Genomic DNA, 21,253 nt, shown 5'->3' on the forward strand with positions numbered 1-21,253 from the left:
GCCGGCACTACGTGATGGGTTGCCGGCCAGCGGCCGGCACTACGCGGCGCGGCGCAGCGATTCGGTGAGCGATTCGATGCTGGCGGCCTTGGGTTTGACCAGCCAGAACTTGCCGACGTAGTCGCGGAACTCGTCGAGGATCTGCTGGGCCCAGATGCTGCCGGTGAGTTCGCGGTGGCGGCTGATCAGGGTGTGCAGGTGTTGGCGGTGGTTCTCGAAACCTTCGGCCGAAATGCGGTGGATGTCGATCAGCTCGTGGTTGTAGCGGTCCACGAAGTCCCGGTCGATATCCAGCACGTAGGCCAGGCCCCCGGTGAAACCGGCACCGAAGTTCAAGCCGACCTTGCCCAGCACCAGCACGATGCCGTCGGTCATGTACTCGCAGCAGTGGTCGCCGGCCCCTTCGATCACCGCCAGCGCGCCGGAGTTGCGTACACCGAAGCGTTCGCCGGCACGGCCTGCGGCGAACAGCTCGCCGCCGGTGGCGCCGTACAGGCAGGTGTTGCCGATGATCGCGGTGTTGCGCGCCTCGAAACGCGCACCGCGCGGCGGGCGTACCACCAGCCGACCGCCGGCCATGCCCTTGCCCACGTAGTCGTTGGCTTCGCCTTCCACTTCCAGCTGCAGGCCGCCGACGTTGAACGCGCCGAAGCTCTGCCCGGCCGTGCCACGGAAGCGCAGGGTCAACGGCGCATCGCTCATGCCCTGGTTGCCATGCGCGCGGGCGATGGCGCCGGACAGGCGGGTGCCGATGGAGCGGTCGGTGTTGTGGATCAGGAAACGGTGTTCGCCGCCGAGCTTGCCGGCAATGGCCGGGGCCAGCAGGCCGTCCATCTGCGTGGCCAGGCTGTCCGGCGACTCGTACAGGCGCTGCGCGGCGCAGTGGCTGCCGGCGTACTGCGCCGGGTTGAGCAGGCGCGACAGATCCACCTTGACGCCCGGGCGCGGCGCAACCTCCAGCTGCTGCAGCAGGTCGGTGCGACCGACGATCTCGTCCAGCGAGCGCACGCCCAGGTAGGACAGCCAGCCGCGCACTTCTTCGGCCAGCAGCCGGAAGAAGTTCTCCACGCGCTCGGGCAGGCCGGTGAAGTACTGCGCGCGCAGGCGCTCGTCCTGGGTGGCCACGCCGGTGGCGCAGTTGTTGAGGTGGCAGATGCGCAGGTACTTGCAGCCCAGCACGATCATCGGCGCAGTGCCGAAGCCGAAGCTGTCCGCGCCCAGCAGTGCCGCCTTGATCACGTCCAGGCCGGTCTTCAGGCCGCCGTCGGTCTGCAGCAGGGTGCGCCCGCGCAGGTCGTTGGCCACCAGCGCCTGGTGCGACTCGGCCACGCCCAGCTCCCACGGCACGCCCGCGTAGCGGATCGAGCTGACCGGGCTGGCACCGGTGCCGCCGTCATGGCCGGACACGGTGATCAGGTCGGCGCCGGCCTTGACCACGCCGGCGGCAATGGTGCCGACGCCGGCATGCGAGACCAGCTTCACCGACACCAGCGCGTCCGGGTTGACCTGCTTGAGGTCGTAGATCAGCTGGGCCAGGTCTTCGATCGAATAGATGTCGTGGTGCGGCGGCGGCGAGATCAACCCGATGCCCGGCTTGGCGTAACGCAGCCGCGCGATCAGTTCATTGACCTTGTGCCCGGGCAGCTGCCCGCCTTCGCCGGGCTTGGCGCCCTGGGCGACCTTGATCTGCAGCACTTCGGCATTGACCAGGTATTCGGCGGTGACGCCGAAGCGGCCCGAGGCAACCTGCTTGATCTTGCTGCGCTTGTTCGTGCCATAGCGCACCGGGTCTTCGCCGCCTTCGCCGGAGTTGCTGCGCCCGCCGAGCTTGTTCATGGCGATGGCCAGCGCTTCGTGCGCTTCGGGCGAGAGCGCGCCCAGGCTGATCGCGGCGGTGTCGAAGCGGCGGAACAGGTCTTCGGCCGGCGCCACTTCACTCAGCGGCGTCGGCGTGGGCGCGGCCTTGAGCTGCAGCAGGTCGCGCAGCGCCGACACCGGGCGACCGTGCACGGCCTCGCAGTAGCGCTGCCAGTCGGCGGCATCGCCACTGCGCGCGGCGCGCTGCAGGGTCATGACCACGTCCGGGTTGTACATGTGGTACTCGCCGCCGTGCACGTACTTGAGCACGCCGCCCACGTCCGGGCGCAGCAGGTCGTTCCAGGCGCGCACGGTGAGCTCGCGCGCTTCGTCGTCCAGGCGGGCGAAGCCCACGCCGGCCACGCGCGATGGCGTTTCCGGGAAGCACAGGTCCACCACCTCATCGTCCAGGCCGACGATCTCGAACAGCTGCGCGCCGCGATAGCTCGCCACGGTGCAGATGCCCATCTTCGAGATGATCTTGGACAGGCCCTTGTAGATGCCCTTGCGGTAGCTGCGGCCGATCTGCGACTGCTCGCCGCCCTTCTTCAGCTGCAGGATGCCGCGCCGGCCGAGGTCGAACAGGGTCTGGTAGGCCAGGTACGGATAGACCGCGGTGGCACCGAAGCCCAGCAGGCAGGCCATGTGATGCGGGTCGCGCGCGGTGCCGGTTTCCAGGATCAGGTTCACCTCGCAGCGCAGGCCGGCGTTGGAGAGGTGGTGGTGCACCGCGCTGGTGGCCAGCAGCGCATGCACCATCGGCCGGTCGGCCACCGGGTAGCGGTCGCTGAGCAGCAGCATGACGATGCCTTCGCGGGCGGCGGCCTCGGCTTCGGCGCAGATCCGCTCGATGCCGGCCTTGAGCCCTTCGTCGAGGCTGTAGGACAGGTCGATCAGGCGGTTGCGGTCCACGTACTGCGGCATCTTGATCAGCTGGCGCAGTTTGCGCTGGCTGAGCACCGGCGAGTTGAGGATGACGTGGTTCACCGTCTCGGCGCCGGCATGGAAGATGTTGGTCTCCTTGCCGAGCTGGGTGGTGAGCGACATCACGCAGTCTTCCCGCAGCGGGTCGATCGGCGGGTTGGTGACCTGCGCGAAGGCTTGGCGGAAGTAGTCGTAGAGCGGGCGGCTGTGCTGGCTGAGCACCGCCATCGGGGTGTCGTCGCCCATCGAGCCGGTGGCTTCCTGCTCGGTCTCGGCCAGCGGTCGCAGGATCTGCTCCACCTCCTCGGTGCTGAGCTGGAACAGCTTGTGGTAACTGCGCAGGGTGCGTTCGTCGAACGGCTCTTCGACCAGCGAGGGGTCGATCAGCTCGGTCTGCAGGTAGGTCACGCCCTGCTGCAACCACTGCTTGTACGGCGCGCGGCCACGGTTGATACGGTCGATGGCGTCCGAGTCGAGCAGGTCGCCACGCTTGAGGTCGATGGCCATCATCTCGCCCGGGCCGAGCTTGCCCTTGCGCACCACGCGTTCGGCCGGCACTTCCCACACGCCCGCTTCGGAGGCGACCAGGAAGTGGCGATCGGAGGTGAGCATCCAGCGCGCCGGGCGCAGCCCGTTGCGGTCCAGGGTGCAGGCGGCATAACGGCCGTCGCAGGCGACGATGCCGGCCGGGCCGTCCCACGGCTCGCTGTTGAGTCCGTAGAACTCGTAGAACGCGGCCAGGTCGGCGTCCTTGAACTCCAGCGACTGCGTTGCCGGCGGCACCAGGATGCGCAGCGCCTGGATCAGGTCCATGCCGGCGCTGACCATCAGCTCCAGCATGTTGTCCAGGCTCTGCGAATCCGAGCCGTGCATGGAGATCACCGGGTCGAACTGCGCGATGTCGAAGCGCGGCGTCTTCCACACCTTGCTGCGCGCCTGCGCCCAGCGACGGTTGCCTTCGATGGTGTTGATCTCGCCGTTGTGGGCGAGCATGCGGAACGGGTGCGCCAGCGGCCAGCGCGGCAGGGTGTTGGTGGAGAAGCGCTGGTGGAACACGATCGCGCTGGAGGCCAGGTCGCTGCGCTGCAGGTCCGGGTAGAACCGGCTAAGCTTGTCCGGCAGCACCATGCCCTTGTAGCTGATCGAGGTCGGGCTGAGCGTGGTGACGTAGTAGTCGGCGTGTTCGCGCAGCTGTTGTTCGCTGCGGCGGCGGGCCAGGAACAGGGCGAGGGTGAAGGCCGCTTCGTCCTGGCCGGGACCGGCGTCGACGAACAGCTGTTCGATCTGCGGCAGGGTGTCGCGTGCGAGTTGGCCGCACACAGTCGGGTCGGTCGGCACCACGCGCCAGCCGAGCGGCTGGCAGCCGGCGTCGCGCAGTTCCTGTTCCAGGGTGGCGCGGCAGGCCTGGGCGGCGCTGGCGTCGTGCGGCAGGAACACCACGCCGGCGGCATGGTGCGTGCCGAGGGTGATGCCGGCTTCGGCAGCCAGTGCTTTCAGGAAGGCGTCCGGGCGACGCAGCAGCAGGCCGCAACCGTCACCGGTGATGCCGTCGGCCGCGACGCCACCGCGATGGGTCATGCGCGAGAGCGCGGCGATGGCGGTGTCGACCAGCAGCCGTGACGGCTGGTCGTCCAGTTGCGCGACCATGCCGAAACCACAGGCGTCGCGTTCGTCTTGCGGGTCGTAAAGCCCTTGGCGGTTGCGGGGGGCCATCTCTGCCTCAAAGTCGGGTGAGCGGCGACACTCGTCCCCGCTCACTCCGTTGAGCGCATGGGGAGGCACCGGATGCGTCGACTAGATCACAGTTGTTGCAACGCCGCAATACACGGTTGCGGGTGCAACCAAACCCGTTGAAAACCCGCCAATTCAGCCGCAGCGCACGCCGCTGACCACGCCCTTTTCGTCGACTTCGATGTTCAGGCGTTCGCCGACGAATTCCATGGTGGTCATGTCGGTCGGCTTGAGCACGCGCAGCTCCTTGGCGCCGGCATCCTGCTGCGCCTGTCCACCGAGTTCGTCGGTGTAGGCCTGGCCGACCAGGCTCTGCACCTGTTCGGCGTCGCAGTTGCCGACCGGCGGTGCTTCGGTGGCCTTGCCGGCGGTGGCATCAGCGGGAGCCGCCGCTTCTTCGGCGGCCTTCTGTGCGTGCGCGCCGGCGGCGTCCTGTTCGTCCATGGGCGGCGCCTTGCAGGCACCCAGCAGCAGCACGGTGGGGAGCAGGACGGCACCCAGCAGCCTGGGACCGATGGAGGACAGCGCGCGGGACGACAAGGACGACATCGAGACTCCTGAAGGGATAACCAGTAAGGCGGTGAGCATATCGTCAAGAAGGGTGTGAGGTGTTTGTGTTGCGTTATTGACGCGGCGCCGCACCAGTGCCGACCACACTGCAGGCCCATCCCTGCCATTGCCACCATGCCCGCACGCCTTGCTACCCCCGAAGCCGCCGCCGCCCGCGACGCCGGCCTGCGTTACGTCAGCGACGAGCAGCCCGGCATCGCCCGGCGCAAGGCGGGCAAGGGCTTCAGTTACCGCGATGCGGATGGCCATGCGGTACGCGATGCCGCCACACTGGCGCGGATCCGGGCGCTGGCGATTCCGCCGGCCTACACCGAGGTGTGGATCTGCGCCTCGGCCAACGGCCACCTGCAGGCCACCGGCCGCGACGCGCGCCGCCGCAAGCAGTACCGCTACCACCCGGACTGGGCGCGGGTGCGCGGCGACGGCAAGTTCGACCGGGTGATCGCCTTCGGCCAGGCGCTGCCGACCCTGCGCCGGCGCCTGCGCCGCGACCTCAAGCTGCCGGGCTACCCGCAGGACAAGGTGCTGGCCATCGTGGTCGCGCTGCTGGCCGAAACCCTGGTGCGGGTCGGCAACCCCGAGTACGCGCGCGACAACCGCTCCTACGGGCTGACCACGCTGCGCAACCGCCACCTGGAGATGGTCAAGGGTGGTCGCGCGCGCATGCGCTTCCGCGGCAAGTCCGGCCAGCAGCAGGAGGTGGAGATCGACGACACGCAGCTGGCGAAGCTGATCAAGGGCTGCCAGCAGCTGCCGGGGCAGGCGCTGTTCCAGTACCGCGACGACGACGGCACCGTGCAGCCGGTGGACTCCGGCCAGGTCAACGCCTACCTGCGCGATGCGATGGGCGCGGATTTCAGCGCCAAGGACTTCCGCACCTGGGGCGGCACCATGGCCGCACTGCGCCAGTTCGCCGCGACCGCGCTACCCGAAGCGCCCAGCGAACGCGCGCTGGCCGCGCTGCAGAAGCAGGTGGTGTGCGAAGTGGCGGCCCGCCTGGGCAACACCCCGGCGGTGTGCCGCAAGGCCTACATCGACCCCAGCGTGTTCGACGGCTGGCGCGACGGCGCCCTGGTGAAGCTGGCCGGCCTGCGGGGCGAGCGCCAGTGGGAACAGGCCACCCTGCGCTTCCTCCGCACCGCCCGAAAAGCAGTGAAGAAAGCAAAACCCGCGAAAAACACCAAACCCGCGTAGGGACACGCCATGCGTGTCTGCGCAGGCCGCGCGCCGAGGCAACGGCCTGCTGGTGCAAACATCAACCGCAGAATATCGCCGTGATGTTGTTGGTCCGCCCGGTCTCAATGGTCAGCCGCTCACCGCCACTTTCCGCACCGGCCGGCGTCGTATTGGCAGCGCCACTGGCGGTCGCCCCACTTTCCATGCGCTGACCGCGCACCACCACCACCTCCAGGCTGTCGCTGTCCACGCGGGCGCGCTCCACGGTGGCGGCCGAGGCGGCCAACCCCACCGCGCCGCGCACCTTGTCGATATGACACTGGCCGGAGATGACGCCATCGATCGGCTGGACCTGCGCCATCGGCGTGCTGCTGCAGGCGGTCAGGGCGGTAAGTGCGGCAACGGCAAACAGGGGACGCAACATGGGAGGGCTCCAGCGGGATTCTGGCCTCCACGATGCCGCCGCAGGCGTATGCGGCGGATGAAGCCGGTCACGGCATGGCGACATGCCATTCACCAGATGCGAAAGGCGCCGTGGCCACACTGCAGTGGCACTGATCCGAAGGAGTTGACCATGGCCACCGCCAAGAAGACCCGTAAACGCGCTGCCTCCAAGCCCATCGCCACCGACGCCAAACCGGCCCGCGAGCGCACCCCGGTGGTAAAGACCGCCACCCGCAAGGCGGCCGCCGCCGATCCGCGCGCGGCGCGTGTGGCGGCCCGCCAGCGGCGGCTGCAGGACCAGGAAAAGGCCAAGGACGCGCGCGCTGCCAAAAAGGCGACAAAAAAAACGGCGAAGAAAGCCACCCAAGCGGGCAGCCGCAAACAGCCTGAAACCATGCCGGCCCAGAACATCGCCAAGCCCGGCAACGAGCACGCGCTCGATCTCGCCCCACGATTCCTCGCGCCCGACTACGTCGGCAGCGGCAAGCTGCAGGGCAGGCGCGCCATTATCACCGGCGGCGACTCCGGCATCGGCCGCGCCGTCGCCGTGCTGTTCGCACGCGAAGGCGCCGACGTGGCGGTGCTGCACCTGGATGAGAAGGAAGACGCGGAGGTCACCCGCCAGCATGTGGAAGCCGAAGGTACGCGCTGCCTGGTGATCGCGGGTGACGTGCGCGATCCGAAGTTCTGCAACCGGGCGGTCAAGCAGGTGGCCAAGGCGTTCGGCGGCATCGACATCCTGGTCAACAACGCTGCCTTCCAGCTGCACTGCGAACGGCTGGAAGACCTGGAAGACGCGCACCTGCAGGAGACGCTGCAGACCAACATCGGGGGCTACATCCAGATGGCCCGCGCGGTGCTGCCGCACCTGGAGGAGGGCGACTGCATCATCAACACCGGGTCGGAAACCGGGTTGTTCGGCAGCAAGGCGTTGATCGACTATTCGTCGACCAAGGGCGCCATCCACGCCTTCACCAAGGCGCTGGCCAGCCAGCTGCTGCCGCGCGGCATCCGCGTCAACGCGGTTGCCCCGGGTCCGGTATGGACCCCACTCAACCCGGCCGACAAGCAGGCGCCTGACGTGGCGGAGTTCGGCAAGAACAGCGACATGGGCCGTGCCGCGCAGCCGGAAGAGTTGTCGCCGGCGTACGTGTTCCTGGCCTCGCCAGTGACGGCGAGTTACATCAGCGGTGTGATTCTTCCCGTCATGGGGGGCCCGCACGGGTAAACCTCGTGCCGCATTCCGGTAGTGCCGGCCGCCGGCCGGCTCCGCACGATGCCCGGCAATCCGTGGAGCCGGCCGGCGGCCGGCACTACTCGGACTATTCAGGCGATGCGTGTAGCCGGCCGGCGGCCGGCACTACGGGCGACATCGGGATGCATGGCCCTGCGCGCAATGCCGGAGGACGGGTAGCGTCGGCCGTTGGCCGACCCAGGCGGTCCCATACCGTTCGTCGGCTCCCAGCCTCCGACGCTTGACGACAACTGTAGTCACTGGCACGGTGACGACACATGTAGTCATCGGAGAGTGTCATGCGCGGCAAGACCATCGGGGACCAGGAACTGGCCCTGCTGCAGTACGTAGCAGAACAGAACAGCGCCAGCGTGGGCGAGGTGGCGGCCGGCTTCGGCGAGGAGCGCGGCCTGGCCCGCTCGACCGTGCTGACCATGATGGAACGCCTGCGCGGCAAGGCCTACCTGCAGCGCCAGCAGGTCGAGGGCGTGTACCGCTACTCGGCGACCGGCGAACAGGACAGCGTGGTCCAGGGCGCGGTCGCCAGCTTCGTGGAGAAGACCCTGCAGGGTTCGGTCTCCCCCTTCGTGGCCTTCATGTCGCACAAGGCCGAGGTCAGCGATACCGAGCTGGCCGAACTCGAAGCGCTGGTCGCCCAGCTCCAGTCGCGCAAGCGGGAGGGCTGAGCCATGGAGACCCAGATGATGGAACTGCTGACCCGCCTGGCCTGGACCAGCGTGCAGAGCGCGGTGCTGGTGGCGTTGGTGTGGGGCGTGTGCCGCCTGCTGCCGCGTCTGCCGGCCGCCACCCGTTGCCGGTTGTGGTGGCTGGTGGCCGTGCAGGCTGTGCTTGGCTTGGTGTGGAGCAGCCCGCTGGAACTGGCGGTGCTGCCGGCGCCCGGTATCGAAACGGCAACGCGGGTCGAAGCACCGCTGCTGCCCGTGCAACTTGAGTTGAATGGTGCCGCAGTGGCGACCGACCCTGCGCCCTTCGTCGCCGCGACGTCGCCCGTGCCCAGCTGGCAGACCGCGCTGTTCGCGCTGTGGGCCGCCGGCGTGCTGGTGATGCTGCTGCACAGCCTGCGCGCTTACCGCCAGAGCCGCGCACTGGTGCGCAGCGCCGCCCCCTGCACCGACGCGGGCCTGCAGCAGGCGCTGCAGCTGGCTGCCGAAGCGCACGGCCTGGCCCGCGCGCCGCAACTGAAGATCTCCGCGCAGATCACCTCGCCGCAGCTGATCGGTCCGTGGAACCCGGTGCTGCTGCTGCCTGCGCGCGAGCTGCCGGCGATGGCCGCCGACGACCTGGACATGGCGCTGACCCACGAACTGGTGCACCTGCAACGCCGCGACCTGTGGTGGGGCCTGCTGCCTTCGCTGGCCCAGCACCTGCTGTTCTTCCACCCGCTGGTGCACCTGGCCGCGCGCGAATACGCGCTGGCCCGCGAAGAAGCCTGCGACAGCGCCGTGGTTGCAGGCCACGGACACTGCCGCCACGACTACGGCCGCCTGCTGGTGCAGCTGGGCGTGGCCCCGCGCCCGGCGGTCGGCGTGGCCAGCGCCTCGCCGAACTTCCGCAGCCTCAAGCGTCGCCTGCTCACCCTGCAGCAGACCGGTTCGTTGCCGCGCGTGGTGTCGGTGGGCGTGACCGCGCTGTTCGTGCTGGTCGGCGTAGCGCCGCTGCGCCTGGTGGCTGCGGTTCCGCCGCCGCCGCCGGCACCGCCTGCGTTGGCCGCACCTGCAGTTCCGGCTGCACCGGCGGTCCCCGCCGCACCGCCTGCGCCGCCGGCCGCGGCCGCGCCGAAGCCGGCCCCCGCGCCGCGCCCGGCCGCTGCGCCCCGTGCGCCCGCGATGCCTGCCGCGCCGGCCGCGCCCGAGGCGCCCGCTGCACCGCGCGCGCCCGCCGCCCCACCGGCGCCGCCGCATCCGGACCACGCCAGCCGCATGCACATCAACAGCGGTGATTCCAGCACCACCCTGATCACGCAGGGCCGGTTGGACCTGTCGCACCCGCCATCACAGGCGTACGTGCTGCGCATGGGCAAGGACAACTTCGTCGACGCCTCGATGGCCGACCTCACGCAGTCGCAGCGCGACGCGCCGAGTGGCGAGCCGGTGCTCTGGGTGCGCCGTGGCACTGACCGCTATGTGATCCGTGACCCGGCGCTGATCCGCTCGCTCAGCCAGTCGCAGAAGGAAATCGCCGACCTGGGCCGCGCACAGGGCGCGCTCGGCGAGCAGCAGGGGCGGTTGGGCGAACAACAGGGTCGCCTGGGCGAGCGCATGGCCGCCCTCTCGCTGCAGGCCAGCCGCGAGGCGCTGAACGCCAGCCGTGAGGCCATGCAGATGGATGCGGCGGAAATCGCCAACCAGGCCGCGCACCAGGGCAGCAGTGACGCTACCCGTGCACTGGCGGCACGCCGCGCCTCCGACCGGGCCCGCGAGAAGGCGGTCCAGGCGCGCACCGACCAGGACCGGCAGCAGCAGACCGAACAGGCGGCCCGGCAGCAGGCCGAACTGGCCCGTCAGCAGCAGGGTCTGGCACGCCAGCAGGAAGCATTGGCGCAACGCCAGAGCGTGGCCTCGGCCAAGGTCGCACGCGATGTGCGCTCGGCCATCGACCAGGCGCTGGCCAACGGCACCGCACAGCGGGTGAACTAGCCCGGCAGGGGGGTAGAGCCACGCCCCGCGTGGCTCCACGGGATCAATTGCACCCGATGCTGGTGATCTTGTTGTTCTCGTCCACCTGGATGGTCAGGCGGTCTTCGCGGAAATCCATGGTCACCGCCATGCCCGGCTTCACCACGCGGGCATGCTTGGCACCGGCGGCCGTGACGGTCTTGTCCACCAGCGCCTGCGAAGCAACCTGGCCTTCCAATCCCTTCAATGCCTCGGGATTGCACTTCGTGCCATTCCCCATGCCGGTCGGGATCGGATCCACCACCGCCTGCGGCGGCTCTTCGGTGTTCTTCGGCGGCGGGCTGCTGCACGCCGAGAGCGGCAGGGCACAGCTGATCAACAGCAACATGGGCAGGCGCACGGCGTACTCCTTGGAAGGGATGTGGCGCCAGCTTGCACTGGCTTGGCTGCACGGCGCGTCAACAAGATGAATACGCTGCCAGCCCTAGGGCTGGGACGCTGACAGTTCCAGCGTTTCCCGCTCGCGCTGCTCTTCGGCCACCAGCCGCAGCATCAGCAACGACAGGGTCACAACGTCCTGGTGGTTGTGTTCGGCCACCCGGCGCAGGTTCACCGCGCTGCCGCCGCGCAGGTAGTTCAGCCACGCAGCGGGGGCTTCGGACCCGGGCAGGTCGTCTTCGCGGATCACCTGCAGCAGCTGGCGTTCGATGGTGGCGAGGCGACAGTTCTCCCAGGTGCCCCGGTAACGGCGGCGGGTCGGGAACAGCAGGTCCACATGGTCGAGCGGGGTGATCGGGCAGCGCTGGCGGGCCAGGCGGTAGCGGGTCTTCAGCAGCGGCGCGTCGTAGCAGCGGCCGTTGTAGCTGGAAAACACGGTGGTGGGCTGCAGCCAACCGGCGAACTCGCGCAGCATCGCTGTTTCGGCGGCCATGGTGGTCATGAGCAGCTGGCGGATGCGCAGGCCCTCGCCGCGCGCGGCGTCGCGATGCCAGTCGGCCGCGCCGATCATGAAGGCACGGGTGCCGGTACCGCCGGCCAGCCCGGTGGTCTCGGTGTCGAAGAACAACAGGTCCTGCGGCTGCACCTGTTCGCCGTCGCGTTTGGCGAAGGCCAGCGACAGCGGCTGGGTGGGAATGGCGCGGGGCAGGAACGATTCAATCAGGAACAGGCCCGGCGCGATTTCCTCGCCGGGCACATGGCGGTCCTGCGCGTCTGCACGCGGTCGCGTTGCGGCTGCGCCCCGATCGCGCAGGCCCAGCAGGCGATGCAGGCCACCCACCTCGGGGGTGCGCAGCGCTACCGCGGGCGGCGCAGCAGGCGCCCGCTCCCCGGTCGGTTTGTGCTGGATTTCCTTCTCGACCCAGGCGAACACCGAGTCCGGTGCCGCCCGTCGTGCGTGGGCATCGTTGGCCGCTGCGGGCACCCTTGGCTGCGGCGCTTCAGGCACGGCGGCATGGCCCGTCCCCTGTGCCAAGGGCGCAACGCTGTCGGCCGCCGGGCGTGGCGTGGCATCACCCGCCTGCCGGCGCAGCAGCCGCAGTTTGTCCAGGCTCAGGCTCAAAACGGCACCACGTCGGCGTCGATCCGTTCGCGCTCGGCGGCGCTCGGCAGCGCGTGTTCGTCGAACAGCGCCAGCACCTTCAGCGCCAGCGCCTTGGGGGTGGTGGCGTCTTCCTCCTGGCCGGCCAGCACCGGGCCCACGCAGGCCGGGCAACCGGCCTTGCAGTCGCAGCGCTGCACCAGTTCCTGCGCGCGCTGCAGCAGTTCAGCCTGGCGCAGCCACAGCGGTTCGCTCAGGCCCACGCCGCCGGGGAAGTTGTCGTACAGGTACACGGTGGGCACGAACTGCTGCTGCAGCTCGATCGCGCTGGCGTCGAACTCGGCGCCGCGCAGCTGCCCACGCCCGCTCTGGTCGGCCACCGCGAACCAGGCGCCGTCACCATTGCCCACCGCCTTCTGCAGGTCGCGCGCGTCGGCCATCACCGCCACGGTGGCGACGATGTGCAGCGCATAGGCCGCGCCGAGGAAACCGTCCAGCGCTTCCTGTTTGGAATCGAACGCGGTCAGCAGCAGGCCCTGCGGCAACTGCCACCACACCGCCGTGGTATGCAGCTCCTGGTCGGGCAGGTTGACGGGCCCGTAGCCGATGTTTTCGTGGGTGTAATAGCGGATCTTCTTGTAGCCGGCCACGCGCCGCACCACGTGCACTTCGCCATGGTGCGCGTCGCCGCGCCCGGCCACGCAGCCGTCGAAGCGGTCCAGCACCTTGAGCTTGGTGAAGTCGATGCTGTCGGTGTAGTAGTCCACGTGGGTGCGGGTGACATAGGCCTTGCGGCCTTCCCAGTCCAGCCGCTCCACCTGGTAGGGCGTGGACTGCACCATGTGGATGGCGCCTTCATACAACGTGAGCGCGGCGGCGGAGTAGTCCACCTCGGCGATGATCTGCTGCTTGCCGTCGCTGCGGTCCACCACCACGAAGTTGCCGTCGGCCACCGAACGCAGGCTCACCGCGTTGGCCGGGTAGCTGTCGGCGATCCACTCCCAGCGGTCGCCTTCGCGGTGCACCACTTCGGTTTCGGCCAGGGCTTCGAGGAACACCAGCGGGTCGATCGGGCCGAACGGATCGCCGGCCAGGAACGGCAGTTCAAACGCGGCACAGCGGATGTGGTCGAACAGGATCAGCGGCTGGTCCGGCGCAATGCGTGCGTGTTCCGGCGAGGCGTCGGCGAAGAAGTCCGGGTGCCGCACCACGTACTGGTCCAGCGGCTGCGAGCTGGCTACCAGCACGCCCAGTGCGGGCTGCTGGCGTCGGCCGGCCCGGCCGAAGCGCTGCCAGGTGGCGGCCACGCTGCCGGGGTAGCCGTTGAGCACCACCACGTCCAGGCTGCCGATATCCACGCCCAGTTCCAGCGCCGAGGTGCTGACGATGCCGTCGATGCTGCCGGCGCGCATGGCGCGTTCGGTTTCGCGTCGCTCGGTGGGCAGGTAGCCGCCGCGGTAGGCGCGGATCCGCACCGGCTTGCGCGGGTCGTGGTCGAAAATGTCCTTCAGGTATTTGGTGAGCACTTCGACCATCAGGCGGCTTTGCGCGAAGATCAGCGTCTTCAGCCCGGACTTGATCGCAATGCGCGCGATGCGGTTGCTCTGCGAGCGTGCCGAGGCACGCAGGCCCAGGTCGGCGTTCACCACCGGCGGGTTCCACAGCAGCACGTGCTTGGGCCCGGTCGGCGCGCCGGATTCGGTGACGGCGGTCACCGGTGCTTCGATCAGCGCTTCGGCATGCGCCTGCGGGTTGCCGATGGTGGCCGAGCACAGGATGAACTGCGGTTCCACGCCGTAGAACGCGCAGATCCGCTTGAGCCGGCGCAGCACGTTGGTGACATGGCTGCCGAACACCCCGCGGTAGGTGTGCACTTCATCGATCACCACGTAGCGCAGGTTCTCGAAGAACTGCGCCCACTTGGTGTGATGCGGCAGGATCGCCTGGTGCAGCATGTCCGGGTTGGAGACCACGATGTCGCCGTGCAAACGGATCGCCTGGCGGGCGTCGCCGGGGGTGTCGCCGTCGAAGGTGAAGGCCTTCACCCCGAGGTCGCCGGCGCGGTTGAGCTCCAGCAGCTCGGCCACCTGGTCCTGGGCCAGTGCCTTGGTCGGGAACAGGTACAGCGCCTTGGCCTTGCCCTGCATGGCGGCACTGACCACCGGCAGGGTGTAGCACAGCGACTTGCCGCTGGCGGTGGGGGTGACGATGGCCACGTGCTCGCCGCGCTGGGTGGCATCCCAGGCTTCGGCCTGGTGGCTGTACAGCTGTTCGATGCCACGCGCCTTCAAGGCGGCGGTCAGCGCCGCCGGCACATCGGCCGGAATCGGGGCGTAGCGGCCCTCGCGGCCGGGAATCGTGAAGCTGCCGGTGATGCGGTCGGAGTAGCGCCGTTGCAGCCGCTCGGTGAGCAGCGCGCCGTTGCGCGAGGGCAGCCCGTCGGTGGTCGCAAGGCGCCGTTCGGCGTCCTCGGTGCGCTTGGCGAGTTCGTAAGCCATGGGAAACAACGGTCTGCAAAGGACGCCATGGAAACACAAAGCGGTCTCAATGACTGAGACACGGCGGTGCGAACCGGTGAACGGTTCAGTGCCCAACGAAATCTGAAGGAGGTGCTGCGTATGCTCCGCCCACGATGCTGCTCACAGGACAGGACGCATGGCACACGGCAAGGGACTGCGGGGAGCCACGCTGCTGGCGGGCGCGCTGCTGGTGAGCGCGGCGCAAGGGCAGGAGGGCGGCGCGGAACCGGCTCAAGGCACCGACAAACAGGTCACCACGCTCGGCGAAGTCCGTGCGCTCAAGCCGGACGAAGAGGTGCCGGTGGACCTGTATCGCTTCAGGAATCCGGTGGAGCCTGCGCCCAACGCGTTCAACCGCGCCTGGAGTGAGCCGCCGTCGCTGCAGGAAGTGGGCATGCGTGGCGGCTACCTGATGATGGGCATCAACTACGGCATCGCCCAGACCGCCAAGGGCCTGCACACGCTGACCCGCGCGCCGGACCAGATCCAGTCCGCTGTTGCGCGCCCACCGCCGGGTCTGGATGCGGACCAGCAGCGAAGGGCGTTGCAGGTGTGTGCGGCGGAGCAGGGATGCGGCGCGGCGGTGGGGGATTGATCGTCGCGTAAAGCGCGTGGCGTGTCTCTACGCGGTCCCCCGCCGCCGTTCCAGCCACCACAGCAGCCCGGCTGCCGCGATGAAGGCGAGCAGCCAAGGCCAGCGCGGGCCAGGTGTCTTGTCCGACGCAGTTGCGACGCTGCTGCGGGTTTCGATCAGGCGCTGTGCCGTGGCGTCGCGCAGCTGTTGGCGGTGCAGTGGCTGGGCCGAGGCGGGATCGAATACGTAGAAGGACTGCGCGGTGTCGCCGTGCTGCAGCTGGTGCCAGCCCGGCTGCTGCGGCCAGTAACCGGCGCAGCGCTGGGTGCCGGTGGCGGGGTCGACCCGCAGGGCAACGCTGTGGCCCGCGGGGTCACGGACCCGGGTGGTATCGGGTACGTCGCACAGGGTCACGCGCTCACCGGACCACGGCGTGGTGGGCAGGCGTATCGCCGGTGCGCGGGGCAACGCGCGGGCCACCTGGGCGAGCACGCCGGACCACAGTTCGGCGTGGCGGTCGTCGCGGCCTGACAGCACCAGCCGGTAGCTGTCGGTCACCGGCAGCAGGGCGATGCGGCCGCGACCGACGCTGCGCCAGCCGCCAATGGCTGCGCCCTTGGCATCGTGCAGCAGCGCGTCGCTGCCGGGCAGGTTCACCTCGAATCGTTCCAGGGCCGGCGGTGCCGCGCCGTGCGAGGCGGTGTCGGCGTCGTCGGTGTAGGCGGTGCGTTCGCTGGCCGGGCGCTGCGGGCCGCGACGGGCCTGCAGCAGCGCGGCCTCCGGGTCGGCGGCCAACACCAGCGGTACGGCGCGGGTGCCGCCGCTGGCCGGCAGTCCCCAGCTGCGCAGCGCCTGGCGGGTGGTGTCGTTGAGCGGTCCCGTAGTGCGGACCACCACGCCGAGCCCGGCACGCAATGCCTGCGCCACCACGCTGCGCTGCGCCGCGCCGAGCGCGGCCAGGCTGCGTTCGTCGAGTACCAGTACATCGGTGGCGGCCAGGCGTGCGGCGGTGAGGGCTACCGGGGTGTCGCCGAGCATGACGCCGCCGCCGGCGCTGGACTGCGCCTGTACTTCCAGCCCGGTGTCGGTGGCCCAGCGTCGCAGGTACTTCAGCTCCGGACCGGGTGCGCCGGCGATGACAAGCAGGCGCGGTGCCGGGGCGGCAAGGGTCTGCAGCGGGACCGGAACGGTGTCCACGGCGTGCTGCTGGGCGTCGAGCAGGCGCAGGGTGAACTCGCTGCGGCCGGCGGCGCGCGCAGTGCCTTGCAGGCGCACCCGTCCCTGCGCATCGAGCGGGGCGCGGTCGATCACCACGCCGGCGGGGTCGAGCAGCTCGGCGCGTGCGTTGGCGACGCCGTTGGCGCGGGCACTGACGACAAACAAGGCGCCCGGCGCGGTGGTAGCCGGTGGCTGCAGTGCCACCCAGCCGGTGGGTGCAGGCGCGGCCTGCAGCGTGGTGCGCGCGGGCAGGGCGGTATCGCGGTCGCGCGCGGCCAGGCCATCGCCGACCAGCATCAGGGCGGTGCTGCCGGGGTGCTGGCGCAGGGCGGTGGCGAGGTCCGGGGCGCGGGTGGCGCCTGCCGGTGCGGAAGCTTCGGGCAGGGCGATCAGCGTGGTGTCTGCGGCGGTATTTCCAGCGAGTGCGGCGTTGCCGGTCAACACGGTGAGCTGGCCGGCCTCCACGCTGCGCTGTGGCGGCAGCAGCGTGAAGTACAGGAGCAGTGCTGCGAGTGCCTGCAGCGCTATCAGCGCTGTGCGGTGGAGCGGCCGGGCAGAGCCCGGCGCTACAAGTTGGCGCGGCCCGTCAGAACCCGGTGCTACGAGGCGCAGCGTGCCCACGATGAAGATGATGGCCAGTGCGATGGCGACCCACAGTGCGGTGCTCATCGCGTGGCCTCCAGCGCGTCCAGGTACCGCTGCGCCATCGGGTCCGGTGCGGCCCTGCGCTCCACCTGCGGCAGTGGCCGCAGCAGGGCGCGCCACAGCTGCGCGCGCAGGGTGCCGCGGCAGGCGATGCAGTCGGGCTGGATGCGCAGTTCTTCGATGGCGGCCGCTAGGCTCAAAGGATCGGCCAGGCGCCGTTCGTTGCGGCCCAGCCATTGGCTGAGCACGTCCAGGTCCGGCGCGTTGCGGGTGTCGGCCAGCTGCTGCCAGACCGCGACGATGGCCGGGTCCGGTGCGGCGACCGGGCTGATCGTCAGGGTGCGGCTGCCCAGGTCGATGCGTTCGCCGCCCATGCGGCGCCCCTCATCGATGGGCGGCAACTCGGGGCCGACCCGCGCCAGGTAGATGCGCTCGGCCTGCTGCACTTTCTTGATGAACTCCAGCGCCTTGTTGGCGAACGGCAGGGCGCGCTCGGGACGCCCCTGGCGCAGCTCGCCTTCCGACGACCACATCTGGTCCAGCGCAGCCTTCAGGATCGCGCGGGTTTCCGGGTCCAGCAGCGTGGCCGCCTCGGCGTGGTCGTGGGTGTGCCCGTACTCGGAGAGCACGTCGGTGGCCGCGCCGAACACGGGTGCGGCGTCGGCTTTCGCAGCGCCATGGTCGTGATCGTCGTGGCTGTCCTGCGCGGTGGCGGGCGCGTGCGCGTGATCGTCATCGTGGTCGGCGGCGGGCGTATCGCTGGTCGGCAGGCTGTCGCTGGTTGGCGGTGCCTTGGGTGCGCCTTCGCTCTCCTCGCCGAGGAACTGGCCATAGCGCAGGCGCAGGATGCGCTGATCCACGCCGATGGCATCGCTGCGCTTCACGAACTCCTCTGCCGACAGCGTTGCGCGCTGTTTGATCAGCGCTTCGGCGTCGATGATGATCTGGCGTTGGCTGCGGAAGTACGCCGGCAGGGTCTTCTTGACCATGCCTTCCAGGTCGGCGCCCAGCACCTGTTCTTCGCTGGGCAGGCGCAGGATCAGGCTGGTGCTCTGTGCGGCCTGCGGCGTGGGGGTGTGGTTGTCGCGCACGTGCAGCTGCGCGATCACATCGTTGCCCGGACCGGCGCCCAGCGCCGCCAGATCCAGCGTGCGCGCGAAACGGCGCTGCGTGGCCGGGCCGGTGCCGGTCAGCGCGATGCGCTGCTCGCGGAAGGTGATGTTCTCGCCGCTGCCCTGGGCAAGCGTCAGCGCCAGCTCGGCACTGGCGGCCACGCCGAAGTCGTCGCTGGCTTCGAACTGCAGGGTCCACTGGCGCTGGCCGGGCGCGGCCAGCACCAGGGTGCGGTCCGGTGCGATGACGCGCACGCTCGGCGGCCGGTCAGGTACCACGTCCAAGCGGTACAGGCGCGGGGCGCTCAACGCGGGCTCGGTGACGATGCGGTACAGGGTCGGGCGACTGGCGTTCCACTGCGCCACCCACGCTTCGCCGTCGCGGCGCAGCGCGATGCGGGTGCCGTCGTGCAGTTGCAGGGCCGCCTTGCTGGGCTGTGCGGTGAAGCGCAACGACCAGTCCAGCGCGCTGCCCTGCACCACCTTGGCATCCAGCGCGGTCTGCGTGCGAGCGGCCTGTCCGGTGTACGCCGGGGCACGGATCTGCAGGCGCGCGGACTGCAGGCGCGGCGGCAGCGCGACGCTGGCCTCCGGCGCGGCGGTGCCTGGAAGCACCGGCAGCGGTGCGCCCGGCGCGGGCCAGCCCACCGCCAGCACCGCGACGAGCAGGCCACCCAGCCACGACGCCACCAGCCAGGGGCGCGGCCACGGCGTGCGCAGGTCGGGCATGGCGGCGAACAGGGTGCGGCTGATGCGGTCGCGTTGCAGCTGCTGCAACGGATTGAGCGAGGCGGCATCGGCGAACAGCAGGTCGGCGCTGTCCTGCGCGACCGGATGCGTATCCAGCCGACGTACCAGCCACTGCCGGTCGAGCCGACGCGCGCGCCAGGTGGCGGTGCCCACGACCAGCAGCAGCGTGACCAGCAGCACCACCGAGCCGATGCTGATGCCCACCAGGCGCACTGCCACGGCGGTCACGGCCAGCGCCAGCGGCAGCAGCACGGCCGCAACAGCCAGCCACTGGCGGCGACGCGCGCGCTGCCATGCCTGCTGCAGCGGACTCATGCACCGGCTCCGCGACGTCGTGAGGTGGCCATCCAGCGCTCCAGCGCGAACAGGCAGAGGATGGCGATCAGCAGCCACGGGCCCGGATCGCGCGGTTGCACGACGGGTGCGGCGGCGCCGGTCAGCGGGCGCTGCGTGGCGGCGGGTGCGATCCGGGGGGCGGCTGCGGGGTGCAGTTGTTCCAGCAGACGGCGCGGGAACGCAGGGTCGTGCAGGATGGGCAGGGCGTCGGTGTTCAACGCCGCAGTGAAGCGCAGCACCTGGCCGCGACCGAGCGCGTGACGGACCAGGGCGGGCTTGCCTTCGCTGTCCGTCAGGATGGGCGTGCCCTTGTCGGCTACGGCAGTCGCGGACAGCGCGAGCACACTGTTACCCGCTTCCACCCAGGTGCGCCATGCTTCGGACAGCGGCGCGTCGGACCGCCACACGCCTGTTTCGCCATTGGCGGGCACCGCGTCCCCGTCGAGCGGCGTGGACAACGGTTGCGCGTTCCATGCGCGCTGCACGGCGTCGAGCACGCGCAGCGTCTGTGCATCGTCTGTCGCGGGAGCAGCGCCGCTGAGCCGCAGGCGTGGTGCAGCGGTGCTGGTGGCTGCATTGATCGGCGCGGCCACGGGCCGCCATTCGACTGCGCGCGAAAGTCTGGGCCGCTCGCCGTCCAGGCCGGGCATCGGGTCGGGCACGTAGACGGTCAACGCGGTGCCGGACGGCAGCTGCTGGTCCAGCTCACGCAGCAGGCTGGCCAGGGGCTGCGTGGTGCCCGGTGCAGTCTCCTGCAACGGCGGGAATCCCGGCGCCAGCCAGCGGCCTTCGCTGCCTTCCGGCACCGTCACCGGGTCCAGGCCCGGCGCAACCACCACCCACGGCGACGCCTGTACCGGCGCGCCATGAAGCAGCGGCCGTGCCAGCAGCAGCGCCAGCGCCGCAAGCAGCAACAGGCGCACCAGCAGCAGCGGCCATTCGTCGAACCGTATCCGCTGGCGCGGGCGTGCCTTGGCGCGCAGCCAGCGCAGCGCGGCGAACTCCAGTGGCGCGTAGTGATGGCGACGGGCCAGGTGGATCAGCAGCGGCACCAGCAGCGACGCCAGCGCCAGCAGTCCCATCGGAAACAGCAGCGAAAGGCTCATCGGCCAACCCCGGCGAGTGCGCGCAGCGGCGCATCCAGCGGCTGGTCGGTATGGGTCACCACATGCGCGATGCCGCCGCGCTGCAAGCGCGACTGCAGCAGGCGCTGGGCCTCGGCGAAGCGGGCCAGGTAGTCGTCGCGGATCGCACGGCCATCGCCGAGCAGCTCTTCACCGGTTTCCGGGTCGCGGAAACGGTGGCCGTCCTGGAACGGGAAGTCGCGTTCGTCGGCGGTGAGGATCTGCACTTGCGCCACATCGCGGCGGGCGGCGGCCAGACGCTCCAGCAGCACGGTGCCGGCCTCGTCGAAGCCATCGCCCAGCGCGATGAGCATGTCGTTGGCCTGGACCCGCTCCCACACCGGCCGCAGCGCGTCCGTGGCAGGCCAGGCCCCGTGCGTACGCAGGCGGTGCAGCAGCAGGTGGATGCGGTCGCGTTGGCGCGCACCGCTGCCCGCCGGCACCAGCTGCACGCCCTCGCCATTGACGGCAATCAGGCCAAAACGGTCGCCCTGCTGCAGCGCCAGTTCGATGATGCAGGCTGCGACCGCGCTGGCATGGTCGAGCCGGGAAACGCCGGGCCGCGCACGGTCGGACTGGCCAGCCGATGCAGTGGCGTCGAGCAGGATCCAGATCGTGACGGGGCTCTCGCGCTCGGATTCGCGAACGAAGAAACGGTCCGACCGCGCATACAGTTTCCAGTCGATCTGGCGCAGCTCGTCACCAGGCTCGTACGCACGATACTGGGCGAATTCCAGGCCGGCGCCACGACTGCGGCTGGCATGCTGCCCGATGCCCTGCGCGCCCACGGCACGCCGCGGCAACAGGCGCAGCGCCTTCAGGCGGCTGCGCACATCGGCGGGAATGGCGATCGGGGCGTGCAT

At 70.0% G+C, this 21,253-nt stretch carries 15 protein-coding genes; 5 read left to right on the forward strand and 10 right to left on the reverse strand.

Annotation, left to right across the window (positions count from 1 at the left end; translation table 11 throughout):
- Positions 1 to 39 precede the first annotated feature (39 nt).
- Together gltB and PDM28_RS00680 are read right to left on the reverse strand one after the other, a co-directional pair.
- Positions 40 to 4,494 carry a glutamate synthase large subunit gene (gene gltB / locus PDM28_RS00675; RefSeq protein ID WP_311183389.1) on the reverse strand — a complete coding sequence of 1,485 codons (4,455 nt, stop codon included), beginning with the start codon at positions 4,492 to 4,494 and terminating at the stop codon, positions 40 to 42.
- A 153-nt stretch (positions 4,495 to 4,647) separates the two neighbouring features.
- Positions 4,648 to 5,061: an I78 family peptidase inhibitor gene (locus PDM28_RS00680; RefSeq protein ID WP_102946978.1), complete on the reverse strand. Its 414-nt coding sequence runs from the start codon at positions 5,059 to 5,061 to the stop codon at positions 4,648 to 4,650.
- 135 nt (positions 5,062 to 5,196) lie between these two features.
- Between PDM28_RS00680 and PDM28_RS00685 the strand changes: the two genes are divergently transcribed.
- A complete protein-coding gene (locus PDM28_RS00685) occupies positions 5,197 to 6,276 on the forward strand; it encodes a DNA topoisomerase IB (protein WP_311183390.1) in 1,080 nt (359 codons plus the stop codon).
- A gap of 61 nt (positions 6,277 to 6,337) precedes the next feature.
- Here the strand turns inward: PDM28_RS00685 and PDM28_RS00690 are convergent, their stop codons facing one another.
- Positions 6,338 to 6,682 (reverse strand): hypothetical protein, encoded by a 345-nt coding sequence (locus PDM28_RS00690; protein ID WP_102946980.1) that lies wholly within the window; start codon positions 6,680 to 6,682, stop codon positions 6,338 to 6,340.
- Between the two features lie 150 nt (positions 6,683 to 6,832).
- On the opposite strand from PDM28_RS00690, the gene PDM28_RS00695 reads away from it, so the two are divergent.
- The 3 genes from PDM28_RS00695 to PDM28_RS00705 all read left to right on the forward strand — a co-directional run bounded on the left by PDM28_RS00695 (position 6,833) and on the right by PDM28_RS00705 (position 10,593).
- Positions 6,833 to 7,930, forward strand: a complete 1,098-nt coding sequence (locus PDM28_RS00695; RefSeq protein WP_311183391.1) for an SDR family oxidoreductase — start codon at positions 6,833 to 6,835, stop codon at positions 7,928 to 7,930.
- Between the two features lie 305 nt (positions 7,931 to 8,235).
- On the forward strand, positions 8,236 to 8,622 hold the full coding sequence (locus PDM28_RS00700; RefSeq protein WP_070207699.1) for a BlaI/MecI/CopY family transcriptional regulator: 387 nt from the start codon (positions 8,236 to 8,238) through the stop codon (positions 8,620 to 8,622).
- 3 nt (positions 8,623 to 8,625) lie between these two features.
- Positions 8,626 to 10,593 (forward strand): M56 family metallopeptidase, encoded by a 1,968-nt coding sequence (locus PDM28_RS00705; protein WP_311183392.1) that lies wholly within the window; start codon positions 8,626 to 8,628, stop codon positions 10,591 to 10,593.
- Between the two features lie 43 nt (positions 10,594 to 10,636).
- Here PDM28_RS00705 and PDM28_RS00710 read toward each other — a convergent pair whose 3' ends face one another.
- The 3 genes from PDM28_RS00710 to PDM28_RS00720 form a co-directional block, all read right to left on the reverse strand.
- On the reverse strand, positions 10,637 to 10,972 hold the full coding sequence (locus tag PDM28_RS00710; RefSeq protein WP_311183393.1) for an I78 family peptidase inhibitor: 336 nt from the start codon (positions 10,970 to 10,972) through the stop codon (positions 10,637 to 10,639).
- An 84-nt stretch (positions 10,973 to 11,056) separates the two neighbouring features.
- Positions 11,057 to 12,133: a ribonuclease H-like domain-containing protein gene (locus tag PDM28_RS00715; protein ID WP_311183394.1), complete on the reverse strand. Its 1,077-nt coding sequence runs from the start codon at positions 12,131 to 12,133 to the stop codon at positions 11,057 to 11,059.
- The gene (locus PDM28_RS00720; protein WP_311183395.1) at positions 12,130 to 14,610 is read right to left on the reverse strand and encodes a DEAD/DEAH box helicase; all 2,481 of its coding nucleotides are present in this window, start codon (positions 14,608 to 14,610) and stop codon (positions 12,130 to 12,132) included. Before PDM28_RS00720 ends, PDM28_RS00715 begins: the two co-directional genes overlap by 4 nt.
- A 157-nt stretch (positions 14,611 to 14,767) precedes the next feature.
- On the opposite strand from PDM28_RS00720, the gene PDM28_RS00725 reads away from it, so the two are divergent.
- On the forward strand, positions 14,768 to 15,226 hold the full coding sequence (locus PDM28_RS00725) for a hypothetical protein (protein WP_311183396.1): 459 nt from the start codon (positions 14,768 to 14,770) through the stop codon (positions 15,224 to 15,226).
- Between the two features lie 27 nt (positions 15,227 to 15,253).
- Here PDM28_RS00725 and PDM28_RS00730 read toward each other — a convergent pair whose 3' ends face one another.
- Genes PDM28_RS00730 through PDM28_RS00745 form a run of 4 tightly spaced genes read right to left on the reverse strand, consistent with a single transcriptional unit; the run spans position 15,254 to position 21,253 of the window.
- Positions 15,254 to 17,092: a hypothetical protein gene (locus PDM28_RS00730; protein WP_311183397.1), complete on the reverse strand. Its 1,839-nt coding sequence runs from the start codon at positions 17,090 to 17,092 to the stop codon at positions 15,254 to 15,256.
- Positions 17,089 to 19,245: a hypothetical protein gene (locus PDM28_RS00735; RefSeq protein WP_311183398.1), complete on the reverse strand. Its 2,157-nt coding sequence runs from the start codon at positions 19,243 to 19,245 to the stop codon at positions 17,089 to 17,091. The genes PDM28_RS00730 and PDM28_RS00735 overlap by 4 nt, the downstream gene beginning before the upstream one ends.
- Positions 19,242 to 20,372, reverse strand: coding sequence for a BatA domain-containing protein (locus PDM28_RS00740; RefSeq protein WP_311183399.1), 1,131 nt, complete (start codon positions 20,370 to 20,372; stop codon positions 19,242 to 19,244). Before PDM28_RS00740 ends, PDM28_RS00735 begins: the two co-directional genes overlap by 4 nt.
- Entirely contained in the window at positions 20,369 to 21,253 is an 885-nt protein-coding gene (locus PDM28_RS00745; RefSeq protein ID WP_311183400.1) for a DUF58 domain-containing protein, read from the reverse strand. Before PDM28_RS00745 ends, PDM28_RS00740 begins: the two co-directional genes overlap by 4 nt.

Origin of the sequence: Stenotrophomonas aracearum (assembly GCF_031834615.1) — a bacterium.
GTDB classification, from domain to species: domain Bacteria; phylum Pseudomonadota; class Gammaproteobacteria; order Xanthomonadales; family Xanthomonadaceae; genus Stenotrophomonas; species Stenotrophomonas aracearum.